The 19,575-nt window shown below is 70.2% G+C and carries 21 protein-coding genes; 13 read left to right on the forward strand and 8 right to left on the reverse strand.

The features are described 5' to 3' along the window. Positions 1-174: 174 nt before the first annotated feature. The 6 genes from KCH48_RS12260 to KCH48_RS12280 all read left to right on the forward strand — a co-directional run bounded on the left by KCH48_RS12260 (position 175) and on the right by KCH48_RS12280 (position 4,054). On the forward strand, positions 175-816 hold the full coding sequence (locus KCH48_RS12260; protein ID WP_210573079.1) for an HAD family hydrolase: 642 nt from the start codon (positions 175-177) through the stop codon (positions 814-816). 106 nt (positions 817-922) lie between these two features. Further along, positions 923-2,110 (forward strand): helix-turn-helix domain-containing protein, encoded by a 1,188-nt coding sequence (locus tag KCH48_RS12265; protein WP_210573081.1) that lies wholly within the window; start codon positions 923-925, stop codon positions 2,108-2,110. A gap of 229 nt (positions 2,111-2,339) precedes the next feature. Next, complete coding sequence (locus tag KCH48_RS42910; RefSeq protein ID WP_282615135.1) at positions 2,340-2,471, forward strand: hypothetical protein; 132 nt, start codon at positions 2,340-2,342, stop codon at positions 2,469-2,471. Positions 2,472-2,529: 58 nt separating this feature from the next. Next, complete coding sequence (locus KCH48_RS12270) at positions 2,530-3,024, forward strand: DUF6415 family natural product biosynthesis protein (protein ID WP_210573082.1); 495 nt, start codon at positions 2,530-2,532, stop codon at positions 3,022-3,024. A gap of 118 nt (positions 3,025-3,142) precedes the next feature. Further along, positions 3,143-3,616: a hypothetical protein gene (locus KCH48_RS12275; protein ID WP_307840866.1), complete on the forward strand. Its 474-nt coding sequence runs from the start codon at positions 3,143-3,145 to the stop codon at positions 3,614-3,616. A gap of 9 nt (positions 3,617-3,625) precedes the next feature. After that, the gene (locus KCH48_RS12280) at positions 3,626-4,054 is read left to right on the forward strand and encodes a hypothetical protein (protein WP_307840867.1); all 429 of its coding nucleotides are present in this window, start codon (positions 3,626-3,628) and stop codon (positions 4,052-4,054) included. Between the two features lie 333 nt (positions 4,055-4,387). On the opposite strand, the gene KCH48_RS12285 is transcribed toward KCH48_RS12280, so the two are convergent. From KCH48_RS12285 to KCH48_RS12295, 3 genes are all read right to left on the reverse strand, one after another. Beyond that, positions 4,388-5,446, reverse strand: coding sequence for a DUF3558 family protein (locus KCH48_RS12285; RefSeq protein ID WP_210573084.1), 1,059 nt, complete (start codon positions 5,444-5,446; stop codon positions 4,388-4,390). Continuing rightward, the gene (locus KCH48_RS12290) at positions 5,443-5,991 is read right to left on the reverse strand and encodes a DUF3558 family protein (protein WP_210573086.1); all 549 of its coding nucleotides are present in this window, start codon (positions 5,989-5,991) and stop codon (positions 5,443-5,445) included. The genes KCH48_RS12285 and KCH48_RS12290 overlap by 4 nt, the downstream gene beginning before the upstream one ends. 147 nt (positions 5,992-6,138) lie before the next feature. Next, the gene (locus KCH48_RS12295; RefSeq protein ID WP_210573087.1) at positions 6,139-7,023 is read right to left on the reverse strand and encodes a DUF4394 domain-containing protein; all 885 of its coding nucleotides are present in this window, start codon (positions 7,021-7,023) and stop codon (positions 6,139-6,141) included. Positions 7,024-7,298: 275 nt separating this feature from the next. Here KCH48_RS12295 and KCH48_RS12300 point away from each other — a divergent pair, with 275 nt between their 5' ends. Beyond that, positions 7,299-8,513: a CdaR family transcriptional regulator gene (locus KCH48_RS12300; RefSeq protein WP_210573089.1), complete on the forward strand. Its 1,215-nt coding sequence runs from the start codon at positions 7,299-7,301 to the stop codon at positions 8,511-8,513. A 34-nt stretch (positions 8,514-8,547) separates the two neighbouring features. On the opposite strand, the gene KCH48_RS12305 is transcribed toward KCH48_RS12300, so the two are convergent. Continuing rightward, on the reverse strand, positions 8,548-9,282 hold the full coding sequence (locus KCH48_RS12305; RefSeq protein ID WP_210573090.1) for a helix-turn-helix domain-containing protein: 735 nt from the start codon (positions 9,280-9,282) through the stop codon (positions 8,548-8,550). Between the two features lie 242 nt (positions 9,283-9,524). On the opposite strand from KCH48_RS12305, the gene KCH48_RS12310 reads away from it, so the two are divergent. Genes KCH48_RS12310 through KCH48_RS12320 form a run of 3 tightly spaced genes read left to right on the forward strand, consistent with a single transcriptional unit; the run spans position 9,525 to position 11,953 of the window. Then, positions 9,525-10,196: a DUF4097 family beta strand repeat-containing protein gene (locus tag KCH48_RS12310; RefSeq protein ID WP_210573785.1), complete on the forward strand. Its 672-nt coding sequence runs from the start codon at positions 9,525-9,527 to the stop codon at positions 10,194-10,196. Between the two features lie 12 nt (positions 10,197-10,208). Further along, a complete protein-coding gene (locus tag KCH48_RS12315) occupies positions 10,209-11,168 on the forward strand; it encodes an ATP-binding cassette domain-containing protein (RefSeq protein ID WP_210573092.1) in 960 nt (319 codons plus the stop codon). Next, positions 11,165-11,953 (forward strand): ABC transporter permease, encoded by a 789-nt coding sequence (locus KCH48_RS12320; protein WP_210573094.1) that lies wholly within the window; start codon positions 11,165-11,167, stop codon positions 11,951-11,953. Before KCH48_RS12315 ends, KCH48_RS12320 begins: the two co-directional genes overlap by 4 nt. 104 nt (positions 11,954-12,057) lie before the next feature. Here KCH48_RS12320 and KCH48_RS12325 read toward each other — a convergent pair whose 3' ends face one another. From KCH48_RS12325 to KCH48_RS12340, 4 genes are all read right to left on the reverse strand, one after another. Next, positions 12,058-12,444, reverse strand: coding sequence for a VOC family protein (locus KCH48_RS12325; RefSeq protein ID WP_210573099.1), 387 nt, complete (start codon positions 12,442-12,444; stop codon positions 12,058-12,060). A 121-nt stretch (positions 12,445-12,565) separates the two neighbouring features. After that, positions 12,566-15,091, reverse strand: coding sequence for an FtsX-like permease family protein (locus tag KCH48_RS12330; RefSeq protein WP_210573101.1), 2,526 nt, complete (start codon positions 15,089-15,091; stop codon positions 12,566-12,568). 3 nt (positions 15,092-15,094) lie between these two features. Further along, positions 15,095-15,856: an ABC transporter ATP-binding protein gene (locus KCH48_RS12335; protein ID WP_210573103.1), complete on the reverse strand. Its 762-nt coding sequence runs from the start codon at positions 15,854-15,856 to the stop codon at positions 15,095-15,097. Then, positions 15,853-16,089, reverse strand: coding sequence for a hypothetical protein (locus tag KCH48_RS12340; protein ID WP_210573104.1), 237 nt, complete (start codon positions 16,087-16,089; stop codon positions 15,853-15,855). The genes KCH48_RS12335 and KCH48_RS12340 overlap by 4 nt, the downstream gene beginning before the upstream one ends. A gap of 164 nt (positions 16,090-16,253) precedes the next feature. Between KCH48_RS12340 and KCH48_RS12345 the strand changes: the two genes are divergently transcribed. The 3 genes from KCH48_RS12345 (at position 16,254) to KCH48_RS12355 (ending at position 19,532) form a co-directional block, all read left to right on the forward strand. After that, complete coding sequence (locus KCH48_RS12345; RefSeq protein WP_210573106.1) at positions 16,254-17,543, forward strand: sensor domain-containing protein; 1,290 nt, start codon at positions 16,254-16,256, stop codon at positions 17,541-17,543. A gap of 16 nt (positions 17,544-17,559) precedes the next feature. Continuing rightward, positions 17,560-18,219 carry a response regulator transcription factor gene (locus tag KCH48_RS12350; RefSeq protein WP_210573108.1) on the forward strand — a complete coding sequence of 220 codons (660 nt, stop codon included), beginning with the start codon at positions 17,560-17,562 and terminating at the stop codon, positions 18,217-18,219. Positions 18,220-18,365: 146 nt separating this feature from the next. After that, on the forward strand, positions 18,366-19,532 hold the full coding sequence (locus tag KCH48_RS12355; protein ID WP_210573110.1) for a serine hydrolase: 1,167 nt from the start codon (positions 18,366-18,368) through the stop codon (positions 19,530-19,532). The last annotated feature ends 43 nt before the right edge of the window (positions 19,533-19,575 follow it).

Consider the following 19,575-nt stretch of genomic DNA (forward strand, 5'->3'; position numbering starts at 1 on the left):
CCGCCGTTCCTACCAGGGGCTTGACGCGAATGTGGTGCCGGGTCAAGCCCGACTGGTGTCCCTGGTCAGGAAGATCCCGGAGTCAGAGCGGGACGTCAGCGTGGCTCAGGGGTCAGGGAGTGGTGCCACGGACGATCTCGCCTGGCACCCGCCACGGCCACATAGGCTCCCAGGGTGATTGAGACCATCGTGTTCGACATCGGCGAGACGATCACCCGTGACGACCGGTACTGGGCCTCCTGGGCAGACTGGCTCAACGTTCCCCGTCACACCCTCTCCGCACTCGTCGGAGCGGTCGTCGCCCAAGGCCACGACAACTCCGAAGCCCTCCGGCTCCTGCGTCCAGGCATCGACGTCGCCGCCGAGTACAACGCCCGCAAAGCCGCCGGGCGCGGCGAGCACCTCGACGAGAGCGACCTCTACGACGACGTCCGCCCGGCCCTGTCGGCACTCCGGGGCGAGGGCGTGCGCGTCATCATCGCGGGCAATCAGACGCCCCGCGCTGCGGAATTGCTGCGCACCCTGAGTCTCCCGGCCGATCTCATCGTGACCTCGGGCGAGTGGGGCGTCGCGAAGCCGCAGTCGGAGTTCTTCCGTCGGGTGCTGGAGGCGGCGCAGGCTGCTCCGCACGCAACCGTGTACGTCGGTGACCACCCGGCCAACGACGTCTTCCCAGCGAAGGCGGCAGGCCTGCGCACGGCGCACCTTCGCCGCGGACCATGGGGACATCTCTGGGCAGACGATCCGGAGGTTGCAGCCGCGGCGGACTGGCGGATCGACAGCCTCACCCAGCTCACCGAGATCGTGAAGGGCTGACCGGAACCATGCGGCCCCACCAGCCAGGGCTGATGGGGCCGTTCATGTCCACGCGGTGTCTCGGCGCGAGTACGGTGCGGAGTGGACGCACCGAACTGGAGCCGGAATGCCCTCACACACCAAGGGTGGCGTAGGCGCGCGGATCGCCTACTACCGCAGCGTCATGCGCCCGAAGATGACGCAGCAGCAGCTCGCTGAGGCCGCCTGCGTGTCTCTGGGCACTGTCCGCAAGATCGAGCGAGGCGAGCGCGGGGTCAGCGATTCCACGGTGGAGGCCATCGCTGATGCTCTCGGTGTAGATCCCACCCGCCTGCGCGCCAACCGCGTGCCGACTCACACGCGCGTCCACGAGGCTCTGCCCGTGCTCTCCGCCGCGATCGCTACGTACGACCTCCCCGACGACGGCCCCGTCCGCCCCGTCCACGAACTGCGGACATCGGTTACGGAGGCCGCCCGCTGGCGGCTGGGAGCCCAATACACGCGCATTGTCCGCCGGCTGCCCGACTTGCTCACCGAACTCGCTCGCACCTACCACGCTGCCCCCACCGGACAACGTGCGGAACTGGCCGGGCTCTTGGTCATGGCCTATCGGTCCGCGGACGCGGTCGCCTACAAATTCGGCGCCCGCGACCTGTCCGCCCGCATGATCGAACTCATGAGGTGGGCGGTCCCCGAGGCCGACGATCCGCTGCTGGCCGCGTCCGTCGCGTACGTGCGTACAGAGACGTTCTTCGCAGCCCACGCACACATGCCAGGGCTGCGCGCCCTGGAACAAGCCCTGGATGCCGCACCGGTCCCCGCCACAGCGCCGGAGATCGCAGCAAAGGGCGCGCTCCACATGCGGGCCGCCGTCATCGCAGGGCGAGCCCGTGACGCTTCGGCAGCGGTCACCCACCTCAACGAGGCGAGCGCCCTGGCTGCCCGAGTCCCCGAAGGCATCTACTACGGCACCGCTTTCGGCCCCGACTCCGTCAAGGTCCACGAGGTGTCAGTAGCGGTCAGCCTCGGGGACGACCATGTCGGCCGCGCCCTCGACGTGGCGGGCGGGTGGAAGCCGCCAGGGGATCTGCCAGCCGAACGGCGTTCCGCGTTCTACATCGAACTCGCCCGTGCGCAGTTGTGGTCCGGGCTAGCGGATGACTCATTCGAGTCGTTGAAGGTCGCCCGCCGTATCGCTCCGCAGCACACCCGAGAACACCCCTGGGTGCGAGAGGACGCTGCCACGCTGCGCCGCTTGAAGCGGGCCGACTCCGAGACGCTCACCGACTTCGCCGAGTGGTGCGCTGCTATCTGAGCAAGCTGCCCGACTACCCCTCGCTGGGGTACTTGTGACCCTCGCTGGCCCCCACCATCTGTCACACGCGTAGGAACCAGCAGATGGGAACCAGGGATGTCCGACGTACTCCTGCTCGCGCCCACGATCATCGACGGGCGCGTGAGCATCGTGCGGCTCCATGGTGAGGCTTGCTTCGACGGCCCCGGGGCGTGGCCAACGCTCAGACCAGAGAGGGAGCGTCGACACCATGAACGCTACTGCCCCGAGAACACCCGGGGTCAAGATGACCATCCCCGTGTACAAGGTGGACCGCTACGGCACGGTCTCCGACCACCGCGGCACGGTGAACATCCCGTGCGGGCAGAGCCACCACCACTGATGTCCGTGAACCAGCAGTGCATCTGCCTGCGCGGCAGGGCCGGGCAGGCGGTGCCCCAGTGAACGCCACCCATGCCGATACGAACGCACCGACGCTGAACACCACGGAAATGCGGGCCACGGCGTACGACTTCCTCGGGGCGCAAGCGCCACCCCGGTACGAGACGATCCAGCGCCTGGGACACGACTTCCGCCGGGACCTGTGGGAGCTCATTCCGCGGATCGAGCAGCTCACCGCACCCCTTCTCCATGAGGACGACGTGCCCGCGAAGGTGGCGCTGGCCGGGGTCGGCGAGGCTCACCGACGCCTGGACGAGATCGAGCGTGCGGGCCTGTTGGGCGAGTTCGAGCGCGTGAAGCGCCTTGCCCGGTCCGTCCTGGCTCTGTGCGACCACTACGCCACGCTCACCGGAATCGCGATGTGCCTCGTCTGCGACAAGCCGATCGAGGATGACGAGGAGTCCGTGCCATACGACCACGGCAGTCCCCTCGGCGAAGCGACACGTGCAGGCCGCGTCCACACCACCTGCGCGAACACGGTGCGCCGCCACTGACAAGCGCCACCCCAGCCCGGATGGGCCCCATGGCGACCGCAGGGTCAGGGTCGCACGCGAATCCTCCCGCCCCGGCAGCCCAACCCCGGAGGTCGACTGCACCACAGCGGGTCAGCAAGTGCATATCAGCTCAGACAGAAGAGAGGACTTCGAATTGACTGTGGCAACTGAACGACCGGTCGCCCTGCGACACGGCAAGGATCTCGTATCACCCGAGCTCTTCGAGCGATTGACCGAATTCTGCGCTGAGGAGTACGGACACGAGCGTTCCGCAGCCGAGCGGATCATGAGCGAGGCTCTGGCGTTGCTGGACGTGATGGGCCAGACCGGTGAGGGCCTGTCGCCCTCTCAGGTTGTGGACCCGGGATGGCACACGTTCATCCTTCACAGCCCCGAGTACACCGAGTGGTGTCAGAGGAGGTACGGGCATTACATCCACCACGCCCCCAAGTCCCGCTACCGGGACAGGGCCACGATGGTGGATGTGGTGGCCAAGATCCGAGCCCACGGGTATGCGGTCGACGAACGGCTGTGGGGCACCAAGGCGGACTGCAACCAACCGACATGCTGTGGCGACGGCCCATGCTGCTGAGGAGACTCCGTGGCAACTGCCGATGGAACCAAGGGCCGGGGAAGAGTGACCGTCTTCTCCATGTTCGGCCCTGTCTTCGGCTACGCGAGCAGGATCGTGGACGACCAACAGGTCGCGTACATCGGTCCCCTGACACCGGGTGTCAACTGGCGAAGGCTCTGGCAGATGGCCGAGCGGTGCAGCGCGCCGGGTGCCCGGGACACCAGGAGAGCCGAGTGGATCGTCTCGCAGGCGTCCCGTGCGTTCATCTGCGGCAGTGACGTCGTCGTGAAGTTCTCGGAAGCCGATTGGGAGATGGAGCCCGGGGGCCGACGAATGGAACTCGAATCCCCCTGGTGCAACCAGGACGTGTTGGCCACCGGCAACCTCACGATGCCGGAACTCACCGCAGAACAGATCGCCCCGAAGTTCACCCGCTACCCGCAGCACGCGGAATGACGCCCCGACCACGCCCACCCTGGCAAAGGTCACGTGGCCGAGGGCGCCTGGCTCCTCACCACCATGGCAGGAGGGAACACACCCATGACGGTAGACGTCCCGGCAACACCACCGGGCCCTGATCCGCCAGGCGGGCCTCCGCCGGCAAGTCCGCGGACCAGGCAGCAGCACGACACGCACTGAACAGAACGGAACCTACCCCGCTCATCCGCTCCCCTGTGGCGGATGAGCGGCGTCGTCGACCAGACGAGACGAGCGCGTGCTGCTGCTCTCGCCGACGTTCTCGCCCCCTGTGGGAGGCAGCGGTTCATGAACCCGGAGTGCGGCGCGCGCCTACGGCTTCGGGAGGCGGGCCATGGCCTTGGGGGCCAACTCCTGGGCGAGGGAGCACAGTTCCTGCCTCGACGAGTTGCCGGTGACTCCCACCGAGACCACCTCGGTCTGCCCCGCGACGATCGGCCCGGCCTCGCCGTACTCGACGTCGACCGAGCAGGTCGGCAGGGCGGGCCCGAGCAGCCAGCTGTCGTCCTCGGCGGGGTTGTACTGCACCGCCGCCGTACGTCCTCCGACCGTGAGTGGGCGTCCCTCCAGCGCCTCGTCGAGGTGCTCGAAGAGGACGTACAGGTTCGGTTGGTCGATGCTCTCGCCGCCCCAGGTGCAGCTCTGGCCGGTGAAATCGACGTGCACCTCGCCGGGGTCGATGTCCGGGACACGCGCCGCCTCGCTCTTCTTGATCAGTTCGCACGCGTCCAGGTTCGCCAGCGAGTCGGGGGCGTGGCGGGCGGAGGGAAGGTCCCCGGACTTGAGCAGGCGGATGACGTCGTCAGCGGCGGTGTCGGCGATCAGGCAGGCGCGGGTACCGGACTCGTCACCGTAGACGCCGATCGCGACCGCCGCGGTCCGCTCCCGCAGCATCACGTCCCGCGTGCAGTTCTTGCCGCCGGTGAGCCCGCCGTGGCTCTCGTTCTCGTAGACGGTGACGCCGTCCCGCAGCACGGGCGTCGGTGCGGGATCGCCCGCGTCCACGTCACTCGGTCCGGACTGCAGGTCCACGAAGACCGAGACGGACAAGTCGCCCGGACCGTCGAGCTGGATGTCGCACTGGCCGTAGCTGATCCCACGGTCGTACTCGACCTTCCCGAACTTCGCCAGCACCCTCTCGCCGATCAGCTTGCAGGGGTCGGCGCCCCGCAGTTCCTCGGGGGTGACGGACAGGGAGAGTTTGCCGGGCGCCGGTGGTGTGGATCCGGCTGAGGTGCGAGGTGGAGCGTCCGGAGACGCGTTGTCCTGTGCGGAGTCCTGTGCCGAGCATCCCGCCGCGAACAGCGCGATGGTCAGGGCCACCGCCGACACCGCCACACCACGAACCCCGCGCGCAAGCCGGCCCGTCATCGGATGTGGGTCAGGGCCGCGGCTGCTACCGACGCCCCCGCGGGGCACGTGGTGTCCTGCGGTTCCCCCGGTTCCGGGATGGTCGTGGTGCCGACCAGGCGATCGACATCGTCGACCGCGACGAAGATGAAGCAGATCCGCTGGAATTCGGCCTGGATGGCCTTGTGTTGCCCCACCGGCACCTGCGTGACCTGCCCGTTCTTGGTCATGGTCTTCGCGTAGGACAGCGGCAGGTCCAGCGCGAGGCTGACGTTCTGGCCCCCCAGGTTCCAGTGGCACTTCGGCCCATGCTTGGTGGACTCCTGTGTCCCCCGTCCGGTGATTCCGAGGGCAGCGAGGTCGCGCTCGTCGAGGGCGTCGCACGGCCGTGCCGCCAGCTGTGTCTGGGTGTACTTGGTGGGCTGCGCTGCGGCGGAGGGGGAGGACGGGGTGGCGGCGGGGGCAGAGGACGAGACCGAGGATGTCGGACTCGGGGACGATGACCGCGGCGTGCTCTGGTCACTCGCGCACCCGGCGCTGAGCAGGCTCACGGCAAGTACCAGCACGAGTCCGGCTGTTCGGCGGGAACGCCCGCCCCGGGAGCGTTGATCGAGATCGAATCGCAGCATATCGGCACGGTAGGGGCGCCACGCCGGGACCGGTCCCGGGGCGGCCCGCCGGGCGGCTGCCCGGCGGGACGCTGGCGTACGGGCTCAGCTTCCCGTGAGGGAGATGGCCAGGTCCGTGATGTTGACGGCGAACTTGGACGTGGCGGCGTCGGCCACGAGCGTGGCCTCGCCGGTGAAGATGTTGATGCTGTAGAGGGAGGGCCTGTTGGCGCCGGGGACGGTGAGAGCGGCGAAGGCGGCGTTGCTGACCGTCTTGCCGCCCGACAGGGTGCTGAAGATGTCCATGCCCGCGTTGATCTGCGCGTCGATGCCGAGGCTGCCGGTCGCTGCCAGCGTGCCGTTGTTGGCCGGGGACTGGATGACGACCTGGTCGGTGGTCGTGTTGATGTCGAACAGCGTGGTCGCGGTGGCCCCGTTGAGGTCGTTGTTCGTGTAGGCGGCGGCGGAGACGCCCTTGGTCGTGCCCTCGATCGGCGGGGTGGTGAGGTTCACGTCCTGGATGGTCGAGTGGTCGTTGAGGTTGTGCCGCAGGTTCTGGCCGGTGTCGCTGATCACACGCAGCCGGTCGGCGGCCGGGTTGAAGTCGACGCCGAAGTTGGTGCCGTGCAGCGTGTACTGGAGCTGGGAGACCTTGGTGATCACGACGTCCGTGGTGGCCGGCGGGGTCTTGATCGTGTAGATGCCGCCCTGGTTGCCGACGCCGTACATCAGGCCGTTCTGCACCCGGAAGTCGATGCCGATCAGAGTCGTGTCGCCACTGAGCCCGACGATGTCCCTGACCCAGTTGTTCACGTTCGGCTTGTCGGTGGTGAACATGGCCATCTGGGTGCCGTCACCGGTGATCCCGAAGGCCACCAGGCTGGGGGTGGCCGCGGCAGAGCCGCTGCCCGGCAGGCTCAGCATGAGCGCCGAGGAGACGGACAGGACCGCGATCGCCGCCGCGAGTCTCTTTCTGGTTCCTGATTTCATGGCTGTTTCCCTCCCGTTTGATCGAATGCCATCGAATGAAATTGCGCGCACAGTGCCTCTGCGAGTGCGAATTTCGACGCCATGGCGGCTCCCATTTAGCCGCCTTCACAGCAGCTCCACAACCGGATCAGCCCACAACGCCACCTCGATCAGCGAACTTTGCACACCGTGACAAATGCCGGGTCGATACCACGGTCTTCGATTCACGCGAAGTGATAAATCCCGTCCGGATTTCGTCTGTCGAGCCGCTCACCTGCGCTGGCAGGCTCCCGTCCATGGGGAGCCTCTTCGCTGAACTGGCCCGGCAGGCGTCGACCAACGCCCGCCGGGAGGTCGAGACGTACGCACGCGAGATTCCGGAGTTCCGATTTCTGGATACGGACCCCCGGGCCAGGGGCGAGACGATGGAGTACTCGGTGTGGCTCCGGCGCCGGACGATCGAACTGTCCCCGGGCAACAGCGAGCTGACCGCCGACGACCTCCGCTACATCGCGACCATCGGCGAGGTTCGGGCCGCTGCCGGAATGTCCTCGGATTCACGGCAGCGGGTGCTGCGCGTGCACACCGCGCTCATGCTGCGCGACATCCACGAGGCGACCGAGAGCCAGAGCCGCGGCAATGTCGAGGAACTCATGCAGGTGATGACCTGGTTCGCCCCGCAGGGTGACCGCGGCATCGTCGCCTACCGGCAGGGATTCGTGACGGTGCTGCGCCGCCGACTGCCGTACGTCCAACAGATCGCCCTGCTGGCCAGGTCACTGCTGACCGGCGACCCCATGGCCACCGACCTCGCCCCCGCCCTCGGGCTGGAAGTCCCCGAATTCTGCGCGGTCACGGTGATCCGGGTGCCGGACCGCCCCGCCGGTGACCGTGACCTGGACAACGAGATCGAGGCGCTGGTGAAGACGCACCGGGTGCCGGTCGTGTGGTGCCCGGAGGGCGGAACGCGGGGTGGTGAGCTGATCGCCGTAACTCCGTGTGCGGACGAGGAGTTACGGCAGTCCCCCGCGCCCGTGACTGATCTCGTACGGGACTTCGCCGAGGCCCTCGGCCGCCCCTGCGCCGCCGGCACCGCCACCGCGCCCCGGTCCGAACTCGCCGACGCCCTCAACCGGGCCCGGCGGATCAGCAAGGCGGCCCCGCTGCGACCGGCATCGGCCCGGTTGCGCCCCCACACCATGCCGGACGTCTTCGTCGAACTCGCCGTCGCGGACGTGCCGTTCGTCGACGCCTGGCTCCACACGGTGGCCCAGCGCCTCGACTCCGGCCCCGATCTCCTCGTCACCCTCGACGCGTACTACCGCCACGACATGAACCGCGCCGCCACCGCGACCGCCCTCAACGTCCACCCCCGCACCCTCGACTACCGCCTGCGCCGCGTACGCGAACTCACCGGCATCGACCCGGGCTCGACCTCCGGCGTACGGACGCTGAGTTCGGCCGTGACGCGGCGGCTGTCGGGGGCGTGGGACAGGGAGACGACCACCTGAGCGTGGGACAGGGAGACGGCAACCTGAACGTGGCTCAGTCAGTACCGCCCGCCGTCGTCTCGGGTTTCGTCCGCAGGATGTCGCGGGCCTGCTCCGCCGCGCGGGCGGTGCTCTCAGCTATGAAGTCGAGGTAGCGGGCGATGTTCTCGAAGCGGACGCCGGCCGGGGTGCCGGGGCCGAGGACGCTGACGCCCTGCCGTGCGGTCTGGACGGTCTGCTCGAGGGCCCGGGCGCTGGCCATCATCGACTGGTACCAGATGTCGTCGTCGACGACATAGCGCTCGCGGCGGCGGTCGTCGCGCTCCCGGCGGACCAGGCCCTGGCTTTCGAGGAACGCGACCGCCTTGGAGATGGACGCCGGGCTGACCTGGAGGCGCTGGGCCAGTTCGGACGCGGTGAGGCTGCCCGAGTCGCTGATGCACAGGCAGGCCATCACCCGGGCCATCATCTTGGGCGTGCCCGACGCCATGAGGACGGTGGTGAACACCTCCTCGTACTCGCGCACCGCCTCCGGGTCGCGTCCGTAGGCCTGCGGGGGCGCCTCGGGACTCGCCGGTGCGGCCTGCTTGCGGCGGTGGGCGCGGTGTTCGGTGGCGCGGTGGGCGAGGTCGGCGCGGTAGCCGGTGGGGCCGCCGTTGCGCATGACCTCGCGGGTGATGGTCGAGGTCGGGCGCTCCAGGCGCCTGGCGATCTCCGCGTAGGCGAGGCCGTCGGCCAGTCCCAGCGCGATCTGCTGGCGTTCCTGCTGGGTGAGTCTGCCTCCCGGCATCGCTGCCTCCTTCGTGGTCCGTGGCCTCCACCATAGCGTTCACTTCCAATTCATTGCAACAGGTGGAGCAGAGTCTGTTGCGTTACGTTCAGGACCGTTGCAACGATTTCTCGGCTCTTAGCTGCACTGATGCCGATTACGCGCAACGACTTGATTGCCAGATCCTTGAATGCAACGTAGCGTTTCTGTCATCGGAAACAGCGACTCCCAAGGAGCACACCATGTACAAGGCCCAGCCCACGATGCAGAAGTTCGACACCGCCGCCCCGATCTCCGCCCACATCGACATCCCGGCCGGACGCATCCAGCTCATCGCCGCGGACCGCGCCGACACGACCGTCGAGGTGCTGCCCGCGAACGCCGCCAAGAGCCGCGACGTGAAGGCGGCCGAGCAGATCGAGGTCACCTACGGCGACGGGCTGCTGCGGATCTCGGCCCCACCCGCGAAGAACAAGTACCTCGGCCCCTCCGGAGCCGTCGAGGTGACCGTCCAACTGCCCGCCGGCTCCCACGTCGAGGCGAAGACGGCCGCCGCCGAGTTCCGGGGCGTCGGACGGCTCGGCGATGTCGTCGTCGCGGACGGCCACCGCTCGGTCAAGCTCGACGAGGCGGCCAGCGCCCGCCTCAGCGCCGCCGACGGGGACGTCACCGTGGGCCGCCTCACCGGCCCCGGCGAGATCAGCACCCAGCGGGGCGACATCCGCGTCGACGAGGCCGCGAGCGGCACCGTCACCCTGAGCACCCAGCAGGGCGACATCACCATCGGCGCCGCCCAGGGAGTCTCCGCCTCGCTCGACGCCGGCACCGGCTACGGCCGCGTCAGCAACGCGCTCAAGAACTCCGACGGCGCCGCCGCCGGCCTGACCATCCACGCCACCACCGCCTACGGCGACATCACCGCCCGCAGCCTGTAAAGGAGCAACGTCATGACCAACCTGGCCATCGCGGCGAACGGGCTGCGCAAGTCCTACGGCGACAAGACCGTCCTCGACGGCATCGACCTGAACGTGGCGGAAGGATCGGTCTTCTCCCTGCTCGGCCCGAACGGGGCCGGCAAGACCACCGCCGTCAAGATCCTCTCCACCCTGATCAGCGCCGACGCCGGTGTCATCAGCGTCGGGGGCCACGATCTCGCCGCGGACCCGCAGGCCGTGCGCGGCGCGATCGGTGTCACGGGGCAGTTCTCGGCCGTGGACGGGCTGATCACCGGTGAGGAGAACATGCTCCTCATGGCGGACCTGCACCACCTGTCCAGGTCTGAGGGGCGGCGGGTCGCCGCCGAACTCCTCGAACGCTTCGATCTCGTCGAGGCGGCGAAGAAGCCCGCCTCCACCTACTCCGGCGGTATGAAGCGGCGGCTCGACATCGCCATGACGCTGGTCGGGAGTCCGCGGATCATCTTCCTGGACGAGCCGACCACCGGTCTCGACCCGCGCTCCCGGCACAACATGTGGCAGATCATCCGCGGGCTGGTCTCCGACGGGGTCACGGTCTTCCTCACCACCCAGTACCTGGAGGAGGCCGACGAACTCGCCGACCGCATCGCGGTGCTGAACGACGGCAAGATCGCCGCCGAGGGAAGCGCCGACGAGCTCAAGCGCCTCATCCCCGGCGGACACGTCCGCCTGCGCTTCACCGACCCGGCCGCCTACCGGTCCGCCGCCACCACGCTGGGCGAGGTCACCCGGAACGACGAGGCACTGGCCCTGCACATCCCCAACGACGGCAGCCAGCGCGAGCTGCGCTCCCTCCTCGACCGGCTCGACCTGGCCGGCATCGAGGCCGACGAACTCACCGTCCACACCCCCGACCTCGACGACGTCTTCTTCGCCCTCACCGGCAGCGGCGCCACCGTCCCCGACCAGCCCAAGGAGGCTGTCCGATGAGCAACCTCTCCCTCGCCGTGCGCGACTCCTCCACGATGCTGCGGCGCAATCTCCTCCACGCCCGCCGCTACCCGTCGCTCACCCTGAACCTGCTGCTCACGCCGATCATGCTGCTGCTGCTCTTCGTGTACATCTTCGGCGAGGCGTTCAGCGCCGGCCTCGGCGGCGGCGCCGACCGCTCCGACTACATCGCCTACGTCATCCCCGGCGTCCTGATCATGACGATCGGCTCCACCGTCGTCGGCACCGCCGTATCGGTCGCCAACGACATGACCGAAGGCATCATCGCCCGCTTCCGCACCATGGCCATCCACCGCGGGTCGGTGCTGTTCGGCCACGTCGTCGGCAGCCTCCTGCAAGCCATCGGCAGCGTCGTCCTCGTCGGCGCCGTCGGCGTCGCCATCGGCTTCCGGTCCACTGACGCCACCGCCCTGGAATGGCTCGCGGCGTTCGGGCTGCTCGTGCTCTTCGCGCTGGCGCTCACATGGATCGCTGTCGGCATGGGCCTGGTCAGCCCGAATGCCGAGGCCGCCGCCAACAGCGCTCAGCCCCTGGTGCTGCTGCCGCTGATCTCCTCCGCCTTCGTCCCCGCCGAGTCCATGCCCGGCTGGTTCCAGCCCATCGCCGAATATCAGCCCTTCACCCCTGTCATCGAAACTCTCCGCGGTCTCCTCCTGGGCACCGAGATCGGCCACAACGGCTGGATCGCCATCGCCTGGTGCCTGGGCCTCGCCGTACTCGGCCACCGCTGGTCGACCTCGAAGTTCAACCAGGACCCGAAGTAACACCATGACGACGCGGGCCCTCCCGCGGCGCGTCCCACCCCAGGGCGGCGTACACCGGCACCTCACCGGCGTACGCCGCCCCGTCCGTGTACTGGCCCAGGTCCCTACTTGGTGTGCACGATCTGGATCAGATTGCCGCAGGTGTCGTCGAGGATGGCGGTGACGGCCGGTCCCATGTCCAGCGGCTCCTGGGCGAACTGCACACCCAGTCCGCGCAGCCGCTCGAACTCCGCCGGCACGTCGTCGACGGCGAAGGAGACGGCCGGGATGCCCTCCGCGGCCAGCCCTTCCTTGTACGCCTTCACCACGGGGTGACGGGAGGGCTCGAGGAGGAGCTCGGTGCCGTCGGGGTCCTCGGGGGAGACCAGGGTGAGCCAGCGGTCCTCTCCCATGGGGACGTCGTGCTTCGTCCGGAAACCGAGCACATCCGTGTAGAAGCGCAGCCCCTTCTCCTGGTCGTCGACGAAGACGCTGGTCAGATGGATCCTCATGGTGTGCCCTCCGGGGTATCGGGCCTGAGCCATCGGATGAGATGACGGTGACCACCAGCTCATCGCGGATGGGCCGACCTATCAAGCCGACCCATCAAGGCGCCCACCACCAGGTGACCTGTCATTCCCGTACCGAGAGCGCGTCCGCCGGTGCCGTGCGCAGTGCCTGCCGGGTGGGCAGTTCGACCGTGAGGAAGGCCGTGCAGACGACCAGGACCGCGAGGGCGGGCAGGAGCCATGCCGGGCCGGCGGGCCAGGGTCGGTTCAGGAAGCCGATGCCGAGCAGGGCCAGGGGGATCACCGACAGCAGTACGCCCGTGGTGAGGGACGCCGCGCCGATCACCGCGGCCTCGCGGCGCATCATCGCCAGGATCTGGCGGGGTGTGGTGCCGTTCAGGCGGAGCGTGGCGATCTCGTTACGGCGCTGGGCGGTCGTGGCGACGAGCTTGTTGGCGATGCTCAGCAGCAGGTAGCCGAGGAGTACGACGATGACGGCCAGGTTGATCCACACCTCCGGCGGCGCCTCGCTGAGCCCCTCACCGGCCGCGGTGTCGGTCGGCTCCAGCACCAGCCCGGGCCGCGACGCCACCACCTCGGCGAGTTCGCGCTCCGCCGCCTCACTGCCGTCGGTGCGGACGAGGACGCTCTGGTCGAGCCTGGCGGTCGTGTGCCCCTTCGCGAGATCGTGGGACAGGGCGACCGGACCGAAGCCAAGGCCGCGGTCGTAGACGGCGACGACCCGCGCCAGGACCGGGGCGCCGTCACCGAGCACCAGATGCACCGTCCTGCCCAGCTCCGCCCCCCGCATCCGCGCGACCTCACTGCTGACGGCGACGGTGGCACCGGTGAGCCGGTCCAGGCTGCCCTCCCGGACGCCGAGATCGAGCACCGACCCCGCGTCCGGCGTCAGGATCATCGCCGTACCGGACTCGACCTCGTCCTCACCCAGCAACTTGTAGGGCCACACCACGGTCGTGGAACTGACGGGGGCAGCGGCTCGTACGCCCTCCGTGTCGCGTACGGCCGTCAGCGCGTCGGCGGGCAGTCCGCCCAGGCCGGGAGCGGTGAGGCGCTGCTGGGCGAGGGTGCCGGTGCGGACGTCGCCCGCGGTGGCCGCCATCACCGTCGTCTGCGTGAAGGTGTACGTCAGCACGAACACGACCGCCATCGCGAGGGCGCTGACGACACCCGCGAGCCGCATGGCGTACCCGCGAACGTTCGACACGGCCAGCCAGGTCGGCGCCGAGACGCCGGGGCGCAGCCGGCGTGCCGCCGCGTTGCCGAGGCCCCGGACCAGGGCGGGGCCCGCCAGCGCCAGGCCGATCGCGCCGATGATCCCGGCCATGGAGGTGGCCGCGGAGCCGAGGACCGTGCGGCTCAGCAGCGGGACGACCGAGAGGGCGGTCGCGGCGACGATGAGCAGCAAGCCGGCGCGGGTACGCAGCTTCGACGGGTTGCGGGGTTCGCTGCGGGACTCGGCGACCGCCTCGGTGGCCGGCATGCGCGAGGTGCGCCAGGCGGCGCCCCGGGCGGACAGCTGGACGGCGGCGGCCAGAAGCAGGACCGTGGCGGCTGCGGGGAGCGGGCTCAGGGTGAGGGGCAGGGTCTGAGGCAGGACCCCTCGGTCGACGAGGAGATCGCGGAACCGCCCGGCCAGCAGATAGCCCAGCGCCACGCCCGGCACCATCGCCACGCCCGCGATGAGCGTGGCCTGCGTCGCGGCAAGTCGCCGTATCTGCTTCGGAGTCGCGCCCACGGCGCGCATCAGGGCCAGGTCCCGGCGCTGCCCGCCGACCGCCACGGCCAGCGCGCTCGCCATGACGAAGCCGATGATCAGCAGGACGATGCCGGCCAGTGAACCGGCGAGCAGGATCAGCAGGGAGCGGGCCGCTCCGGCGCCGGGGGACTCGATGTCTCCCCGGTCGCCGCCGGTGGACACGATCAGTCCGGTCCCCTGCACTTCGGCGCGGGCCTCGGCGGCGACCTCGTCCTCGGCGCCGGGTTCGGTGCGCAGGGCGACCAGGTCGACGGTGCTGCCGCCGGACAGGCCGCGGGCCGTCGTATCGGCGAAGAGGATTCCGGCGCCGGGGGCGTCGACGACCGCGGAGAGGCGGTAGTCGGCGGCGGGGCGGCCCACCGCGGCGATCCGTATCTGGTCGCCGACCTGGACCCCGGCGGCCTGCGCCGTCTCGCTGTCGAGAGCCACCTGGCGCGAGCCGGTGGGCGCGGTGCCGTCGACCTTCGCGTCCTCGTACAGCTCCTTGGACGACCAGCCGTGTCCGGCCGTCTGCGGTTCCTCGGACGGTACGACCTGACCGCGCGCGTCGACGACGGCCGCGGGGAAGCCGATGTCGCCGACCGCCTTGGTGACGCCAGGCAGTTGGGACAGCTCGTCGACCAGCCGGGCCGGGACCGCCCCGCGCTCCGGGAGCGCGATCGGCAGATCGGCGGGCGGGCGGTAGGTCTGGTCGGCGGAGACCACGACGTCCGCTCCGGCGAGGCGGCCGGTGGGGAGCTGGGAACGCAGGCCGGACTCGGCGAGGACGCCGGTGCCGGTGATGAGCGCCGCGCCGCCGAGGACCGCGCAGGCCACCGCGAGGAGTGCGGTGATGCGGTGGCCGGCCATGCGTACCGCGAGATGCAACATAGGTTACGCCTCTCCCAACGCGACGAGACGGGCGGCCAGTTCGGGCGCGGTCGGCTTGTGGAGGGTGTCCGTCACGCGACCGTCGGCCATGACCAGGGCCTGGTGCGCCTGGGCGGCGGCGGCCGGGTCGTGGGTGACCATCACGACGGTCTGGCGGAGTTCGTCGACGAGTTCGCGCAGCAGGTTCAGCACCTGGTGGGCGGTGCGCAGATCCAGCGCGCCGGTCGGTTCGTCGGCGAACACCACGGCCGGTTTGGCGACCAACGCCCGGACGATGGCGGCGCGTTGCTGCTGGCCGCCGGAGAGTTCGGCGGGCCGGTGGCCGAGCCGGTCGGCCAGTCCGACGCGCGCCACCAGCGCCATCAGCCACTCCTTGTCGGGGGCGCGGCCCGCCAGGCGCAGCGGCAGGGTGATGTTGTCGGCGATGGAGAGGGAGGGGACGAGGTTGTAGGACTGGAACACGAAGCCGATGCGCTCGCGGCGCAGTTCGGTGCGGCGGGTCTCGTTCAGGCCGCTGATCTCGTGGCCGTCGATGGCGATGCTGCCCTCGGTCGGGGAGTCCAGCCCGGCGGCGCAGTGCATCAGCGTGCTCTTGCCGGATCCGGACGGCCCCATCACGGCGAGGAAGGTGCCGCGTGTGACCGTGAGCGACACGTCGTCCAGGGCTCGTACGCCACCCGGGTACGTCTTGCTGACGTGCGCCAGCGCGATGGCGGGAGCGTGGCCCGTGACCGTACGCGGAGCCCCCGCGGCGGGCGCCCTCATCGCCGGCCCCGCAGCCGCTGCACGACGAGCGCGGTCACTGAGAGCGCGGTGACCGCGCCGAACGCGAGGTGAATGTGGGTCGCGGCGCCGCTGTAGGAGGCGGCCATGTTGCCGACGACGCTGATCACCAGCACGATCCACAGGGTCGCCCTGGCGAGGTCGGAGAGGGTCAGGGCGCTCTTCCGGGCGCTGTCCGTGTCGGTGGTGAGGCGGTAGTGGTCGGTGGTGGTCATGGCCTGCTCCTCGGTTTCTTCGGTGATTCGCTGACGTCACCGAAACTACGGACCGTGACCCCCTGCCTCCGAGCCCGCAGGCCGCCCGGTTCGGGGTACAGCAGGCTGTACCTCTCGGCTCCTCCGCATGACGGCGAACCGGCCGACCCCCTAGGGTCACTGACGTGCACGCCGAAACCGCCGCCACCCCGGACGGCAAGAAGGCCGCCCCCGCGCGCCCCGGCATCCGGGAGACCGTCGTCCGCGCCGCCCGTGCTGCTGGCTCCGCGCTCGAACAGCTCGCCGGCGGGCTCGGTACCGCCGCGGTCGCGCTGGCCGTCCTGCTGTGGCTGCTGATCGCCACCGTCACCGTTCCGCTCGGCGTCGGGCTGCTCATGGCGCCCCAGGTGCTGCGCGCCCTGCACTCGCTGGCCGACCGCGAACGCGAACGGCTCGGCCGCTGGGGACCCGAGGTCATCGGCCCCGGTCCGGCGCCGACCCGGCTGCGGCTCGCCCTCGTCGACGCGACCACCCGGCGGGAGCTGCGCTGGCTGCTGCGCCACGCCACGCTGGGGTTCCTGCTGGGCTTCATCGGCGTGCTGCTGCCGCTGCTGGCCGTGCGCGACGCCCTGTTCCCGGCGTACTGGCGGCTGCTGCCGAAGGACACGACCAGCACCTCGCTGGGATTCGGGCTGGCGCAGACCTGGGCGGACGCGCTCGCCGTCGCGCTGCTCGGCCTCGGCTGGATCGCGATCATCGTGGGGCTCACGCCGGGCATGGCACGGCTGCAGGCGGCGCCCGGACGGCGGCTGCTGTCCGCCGGGCCCGACGTCGACCTGTCCCTGCGGGTCGCCGAGCTCACCGCGACCCGGGCCGCCGCGCTGGACGCCCACGCCACCGAACTGCGCCGTATCGAGCGCTCGTTGCACGACGGCACGCAGAACCGGATCGTCACCGTCACCGTGCTGCTGGGCGCCGCCCGCCGCATGGTGGCCCGCGACCCGGCCGGCGCCGAGGAACTCCTCGAACGCGCCCAGAGCGCCGCCGAACAGGCCCTCGCCGAACTCCGCGGCGTCGCCCGGGGCATCCTGCCGCCGGTGCTGGCCGACCGCGGACTCGAAGGCGCCCTCAGCGGACTCGCCGCGTCCTGCGCGGTGCCCTGCCGGATCGACGTGGACGCGCCCGCGCGGTGCGCCGCGTCCGTCGAGGCGACCGCCTACTTCGTGGTCGCCGAGGCCCTGACCAACATCGCCAAGCACAGCCAGGCCGACAACGCCACCGTCACCGTGCGCGGCCGCGGCGGCCTGCTGCGTCTGACCGTCACCGACGACGGCCGGGGCGGCGCGGACGAGGAGGGCGGCTCCGGACTGACCGGCATCCGCCGCCGGATCGCGGCCCTCGACGGCACCCTCGCCGTGACCAGCCCGCCCGGCGGGCCGACAACACTGGAAGTGGAACTGCCATGCGGAACATGACGAAGCGGGAGCGTTCATGCGGATCGTGATCGCCGAGGACGACCCGTTGCTGCGCGAGGGCCTCGCCCTGCTGCTGCGCGCCGAGGGCCTGGACGTCGTGGCCACCGCCGGAACGCCCGACGGCATCCTGGACGCCATCGACGAGCACAAGCCCGACGTCGCCATCCTCGACGTACGGATGCCGCCGACGCACACCGACGAGGGGATCGTCGCGGCGGTCGAGGCGCGGCGGCGCAGGCCCGATCTCGCCGTGCTCGTCCTGTCGGCCTACGTCGAGCAGAGCTTCGCCAGCGACCTGCTGGGCGGCGGAGTGGGCGGGCTCGGCTATCTGCTGAAGGAACGGGTCGGCCGGGTCGAGGAGTTCCTCGACGCGCTGCGGCGCGTGGCGGAGGGCGGCACCGCCATCGACCCCGAGGTGGTGGCCCAGCTGTTCACGCGCAGCCGCGAGGACACCCGCCTGGAGCGGCTCAGCCCCCGGGAGCGGGACGTGCTCGCGCTGATGGCGGAGGGGCTCGGCAACGGCGCCATCGCCGAACGGCTCGTCGTCACCGACGGTGCCGTGCACAAGCACATCCGGAGCATCTTCGCCAAGCTGGACCTGTCGCCGCAGGACCAGGTGGACCGGCGGGTCGCGGCGGTGTTGCGGTACCTGGAGGACGTACAGCGAAAGGGCTGAGGTACAGCAGGCTGTACGTCGTCACGGCAGCAACCCCCACCGCACAGAGGCCAGTTGGCCGGATCGTCCAGAAGCCGTCGGCTTCCTAGGTTGGTGTCCGCATCGCAGAGAGCGGTGCGGACACCAACCCGCGAGGAGCACCCGCAATGAAGCGCACCGCCACCGCCCTGGTCGCCGCGATCGCCGCGGCCGTCCTGACGATCCCCGTGGCGTCCGCCACGGCCGAGTCCTCGCAGTCCTCGCAGTCCTCGCACGATTCGCTGCGGGACCGGGTGAACGCCGTGATGGAGACCGGGGGGACCGTCGGCGCCCTCGCCCGCTCGACGGGCCCGCACGGCGTACAGCGCACGGCCACCGCGGGCGTCAGCGACCAGGCCACCGGCGAGGCCGTGCGCCCCGGCGACCGGTTCCGCATCGCCAGCGCCAGCAAGACGTTCGTCGCCACGGTGGTGCTGCAACTGGCGGGCGAGGGGCGGCTGTCGCTGGACGACACCGTCGAGGACTGGCTGCCGGGCGTCGTCTCCGGCAACGGCAACGACGGCAGCAGGATCACCGTGCGGCAGCTGCTCCAGCACACCAGCGGCCTGTTCAACTACACCACGGACTTCCCGGCGTTCACCAGCGTGGACGGCTTCCAGGCCGGCCGGTACACGACCTGGACGGACGAGCAGTTGGTCGCGATCGCGATGAAGCACCGGCCGGACTTCGCGCCGGGCACCAAGTGGTCGTACTCCAACACGGGTTACATCCTCGCCGGAATGATCATCGAGAAGGCCACCGGGCACAGCTGGCAGCACGAGGTCACCCACCGCATCATCAAGCCGCTGCACCTGCGCCACACCCTCGCCCCGACCACCCAGACCCACATCCCCGGCCGCCATCTGCACGGCTACTCCGACTTCGACGACTCCGGCCCGACCATCGACGTCACCGAGCTCAACCCGTCCGCGGGGAGCGCGGCAGGCGGCATGATCAGCACGTCGGCCGATCTGACCCGCTTCTACCAGGCGCTGCTCGGCGGTCACCTGCTCCGCCCGGCCGAGATGAAAGCGATGAAGACGACCGTCCGCGCCGCGGAAATGGACGAGGTCTGGGCCGGCGCGCGCTACGGCCTCGGTCTGATGGAGGTCCCGCTGTCCTGCGGCGGCTCGTACTACGGCCACGGCGGCGACCTCCCCGGCTACACCACCCGCGACGGCGCCACCGCCGACGGCCGCCGGGTCGTCGTCCTCGCGACCACCGGCGACGGAACGGCCGACCTGACCACGGAACACGCGCGGAACAAGGTGATCGACGGGGAGCTCTGCGCCTGAGACCACGCGAGACCGGACACTAGACCGGACAGGCCCGGAGCGC

Source organism: Streptomyces sp. GESEQ-4, from assembly GCF_017948455.1.
GTDB lineage: Bacteria > Actinomycetota > Actinomycetes > Streptomycetales > Streptomycetaceae > Streptomyces.

Excerpts from the sequence above, each read along its gene's own strand:
- KCH48_RS12265 (WP_210573081.1), top strand. The coding sequence starts at position 923 with ATGCCCTCACACACCAAGGGTGGCGTAGGCGCGCGGATCGCCTACTAC.
- KCH48_RS42910 (WP_282615135.1), top strand. The coding sequence starts at position 2,340 with ATGAACGCTACTGCCCCGAGAACACCCGGGGTCAAGATGACCATCCCC.
- KCH48_RS12285 (WP_210573084.1), bottom strand. The coding sequence starts at position 5,446 with ATGACGGGCCGGCTTGCGCGCGGGGTTCGTGGTGTGGCGGTGTCGGCG.
- KCH48_RS12295 (WP_210573087.1), bottom strand. The coding sequence starts at position 7,023 with ATGAAATCAGGAACCAGAAAGAGACTCGCGGCGGCGATCGCGGTCCTG.
- KCH48_RS12300 (WP_210573089.1), top strand. The coding sequence starts at position 7,299 with ATGGGGAGCCTCTTCGCTGAACTGGCCCGGCAGGCGTCGACCAACGCC.
- KCH48_RS12305 (WP_210573090.1), bottom strand. The coding sequence starts at position 9,282 with ATGCCGGGAGGCAGACTCACCCAGCAGGAACGCCAGCAGATCGCGCTG.
- KCH48_RS12310 (WP_210573785.1), top strand. The coding sequence starts at position 9,525 with ATGCAGAAGTTCGACACCGCCGCCCCGATCTCCGCCCACATCGACATC.
- KCH48_RS12315 (WP_210573092.1), top strand. The coding sequence starts at position 10,209 with ATGACCAACCTGGCCATCGCGGCGAACGGGCTGCGCAAGTCCTACGGC.
- KCH48_RS12320 (WP_210573094.1), top strand. The coding sequence starts at position 11,165 with ATGAGCAACCTCTCCCTCGCCGTGCGCGACTCCTCCACGATGCTGCGG.
- KCH48_RS12325 (WP_210573099.1), bottom strand. The coding sequence starts at position 12,444 with ATGAGGATCCATCTGACCAGCGTCTTCGTCGACGACCAGGAGAAGGGG.
- KCH48_RS12330 (WP_210573101.1), bottom strand. The coding sequence starts at position 15,091 with ATGTTGCATCTCGCGGTACGCATGGCCGGCCACCGCATCACCGCACTC.
- KCH48_RS12335 (WP_210573103.1), bottom strand. The coding sequence starts at position 15,856 with ATGAGGGCGCCCGCCGCGGGGGCTCCGCGTACGGTCACGGGCCACGCT.
- KCH48_RS12340 (WP_210573104.1), bottom strand. The coding sequence starts at position 16,089 with ATGACCACCACCGACCACTACCGCCTCACCACCGACACGGACAGCGCC.
- KCH48_RS12350 (WP_210573108.1), top strand. The coding sequence starts at position 17,560 with ATGCGGATCGTGATCGCCGAGGACGACCCGTTGCTGCGCGAGGGCCTC.
- KCH48_RS12355 (WP_210573110.1), top strand. The coding sequence starts at position 18,366 with ATGAAGCGCACCGCCACCGCCCTGGTCGCCGCGATCGCCGCGGCCGTC.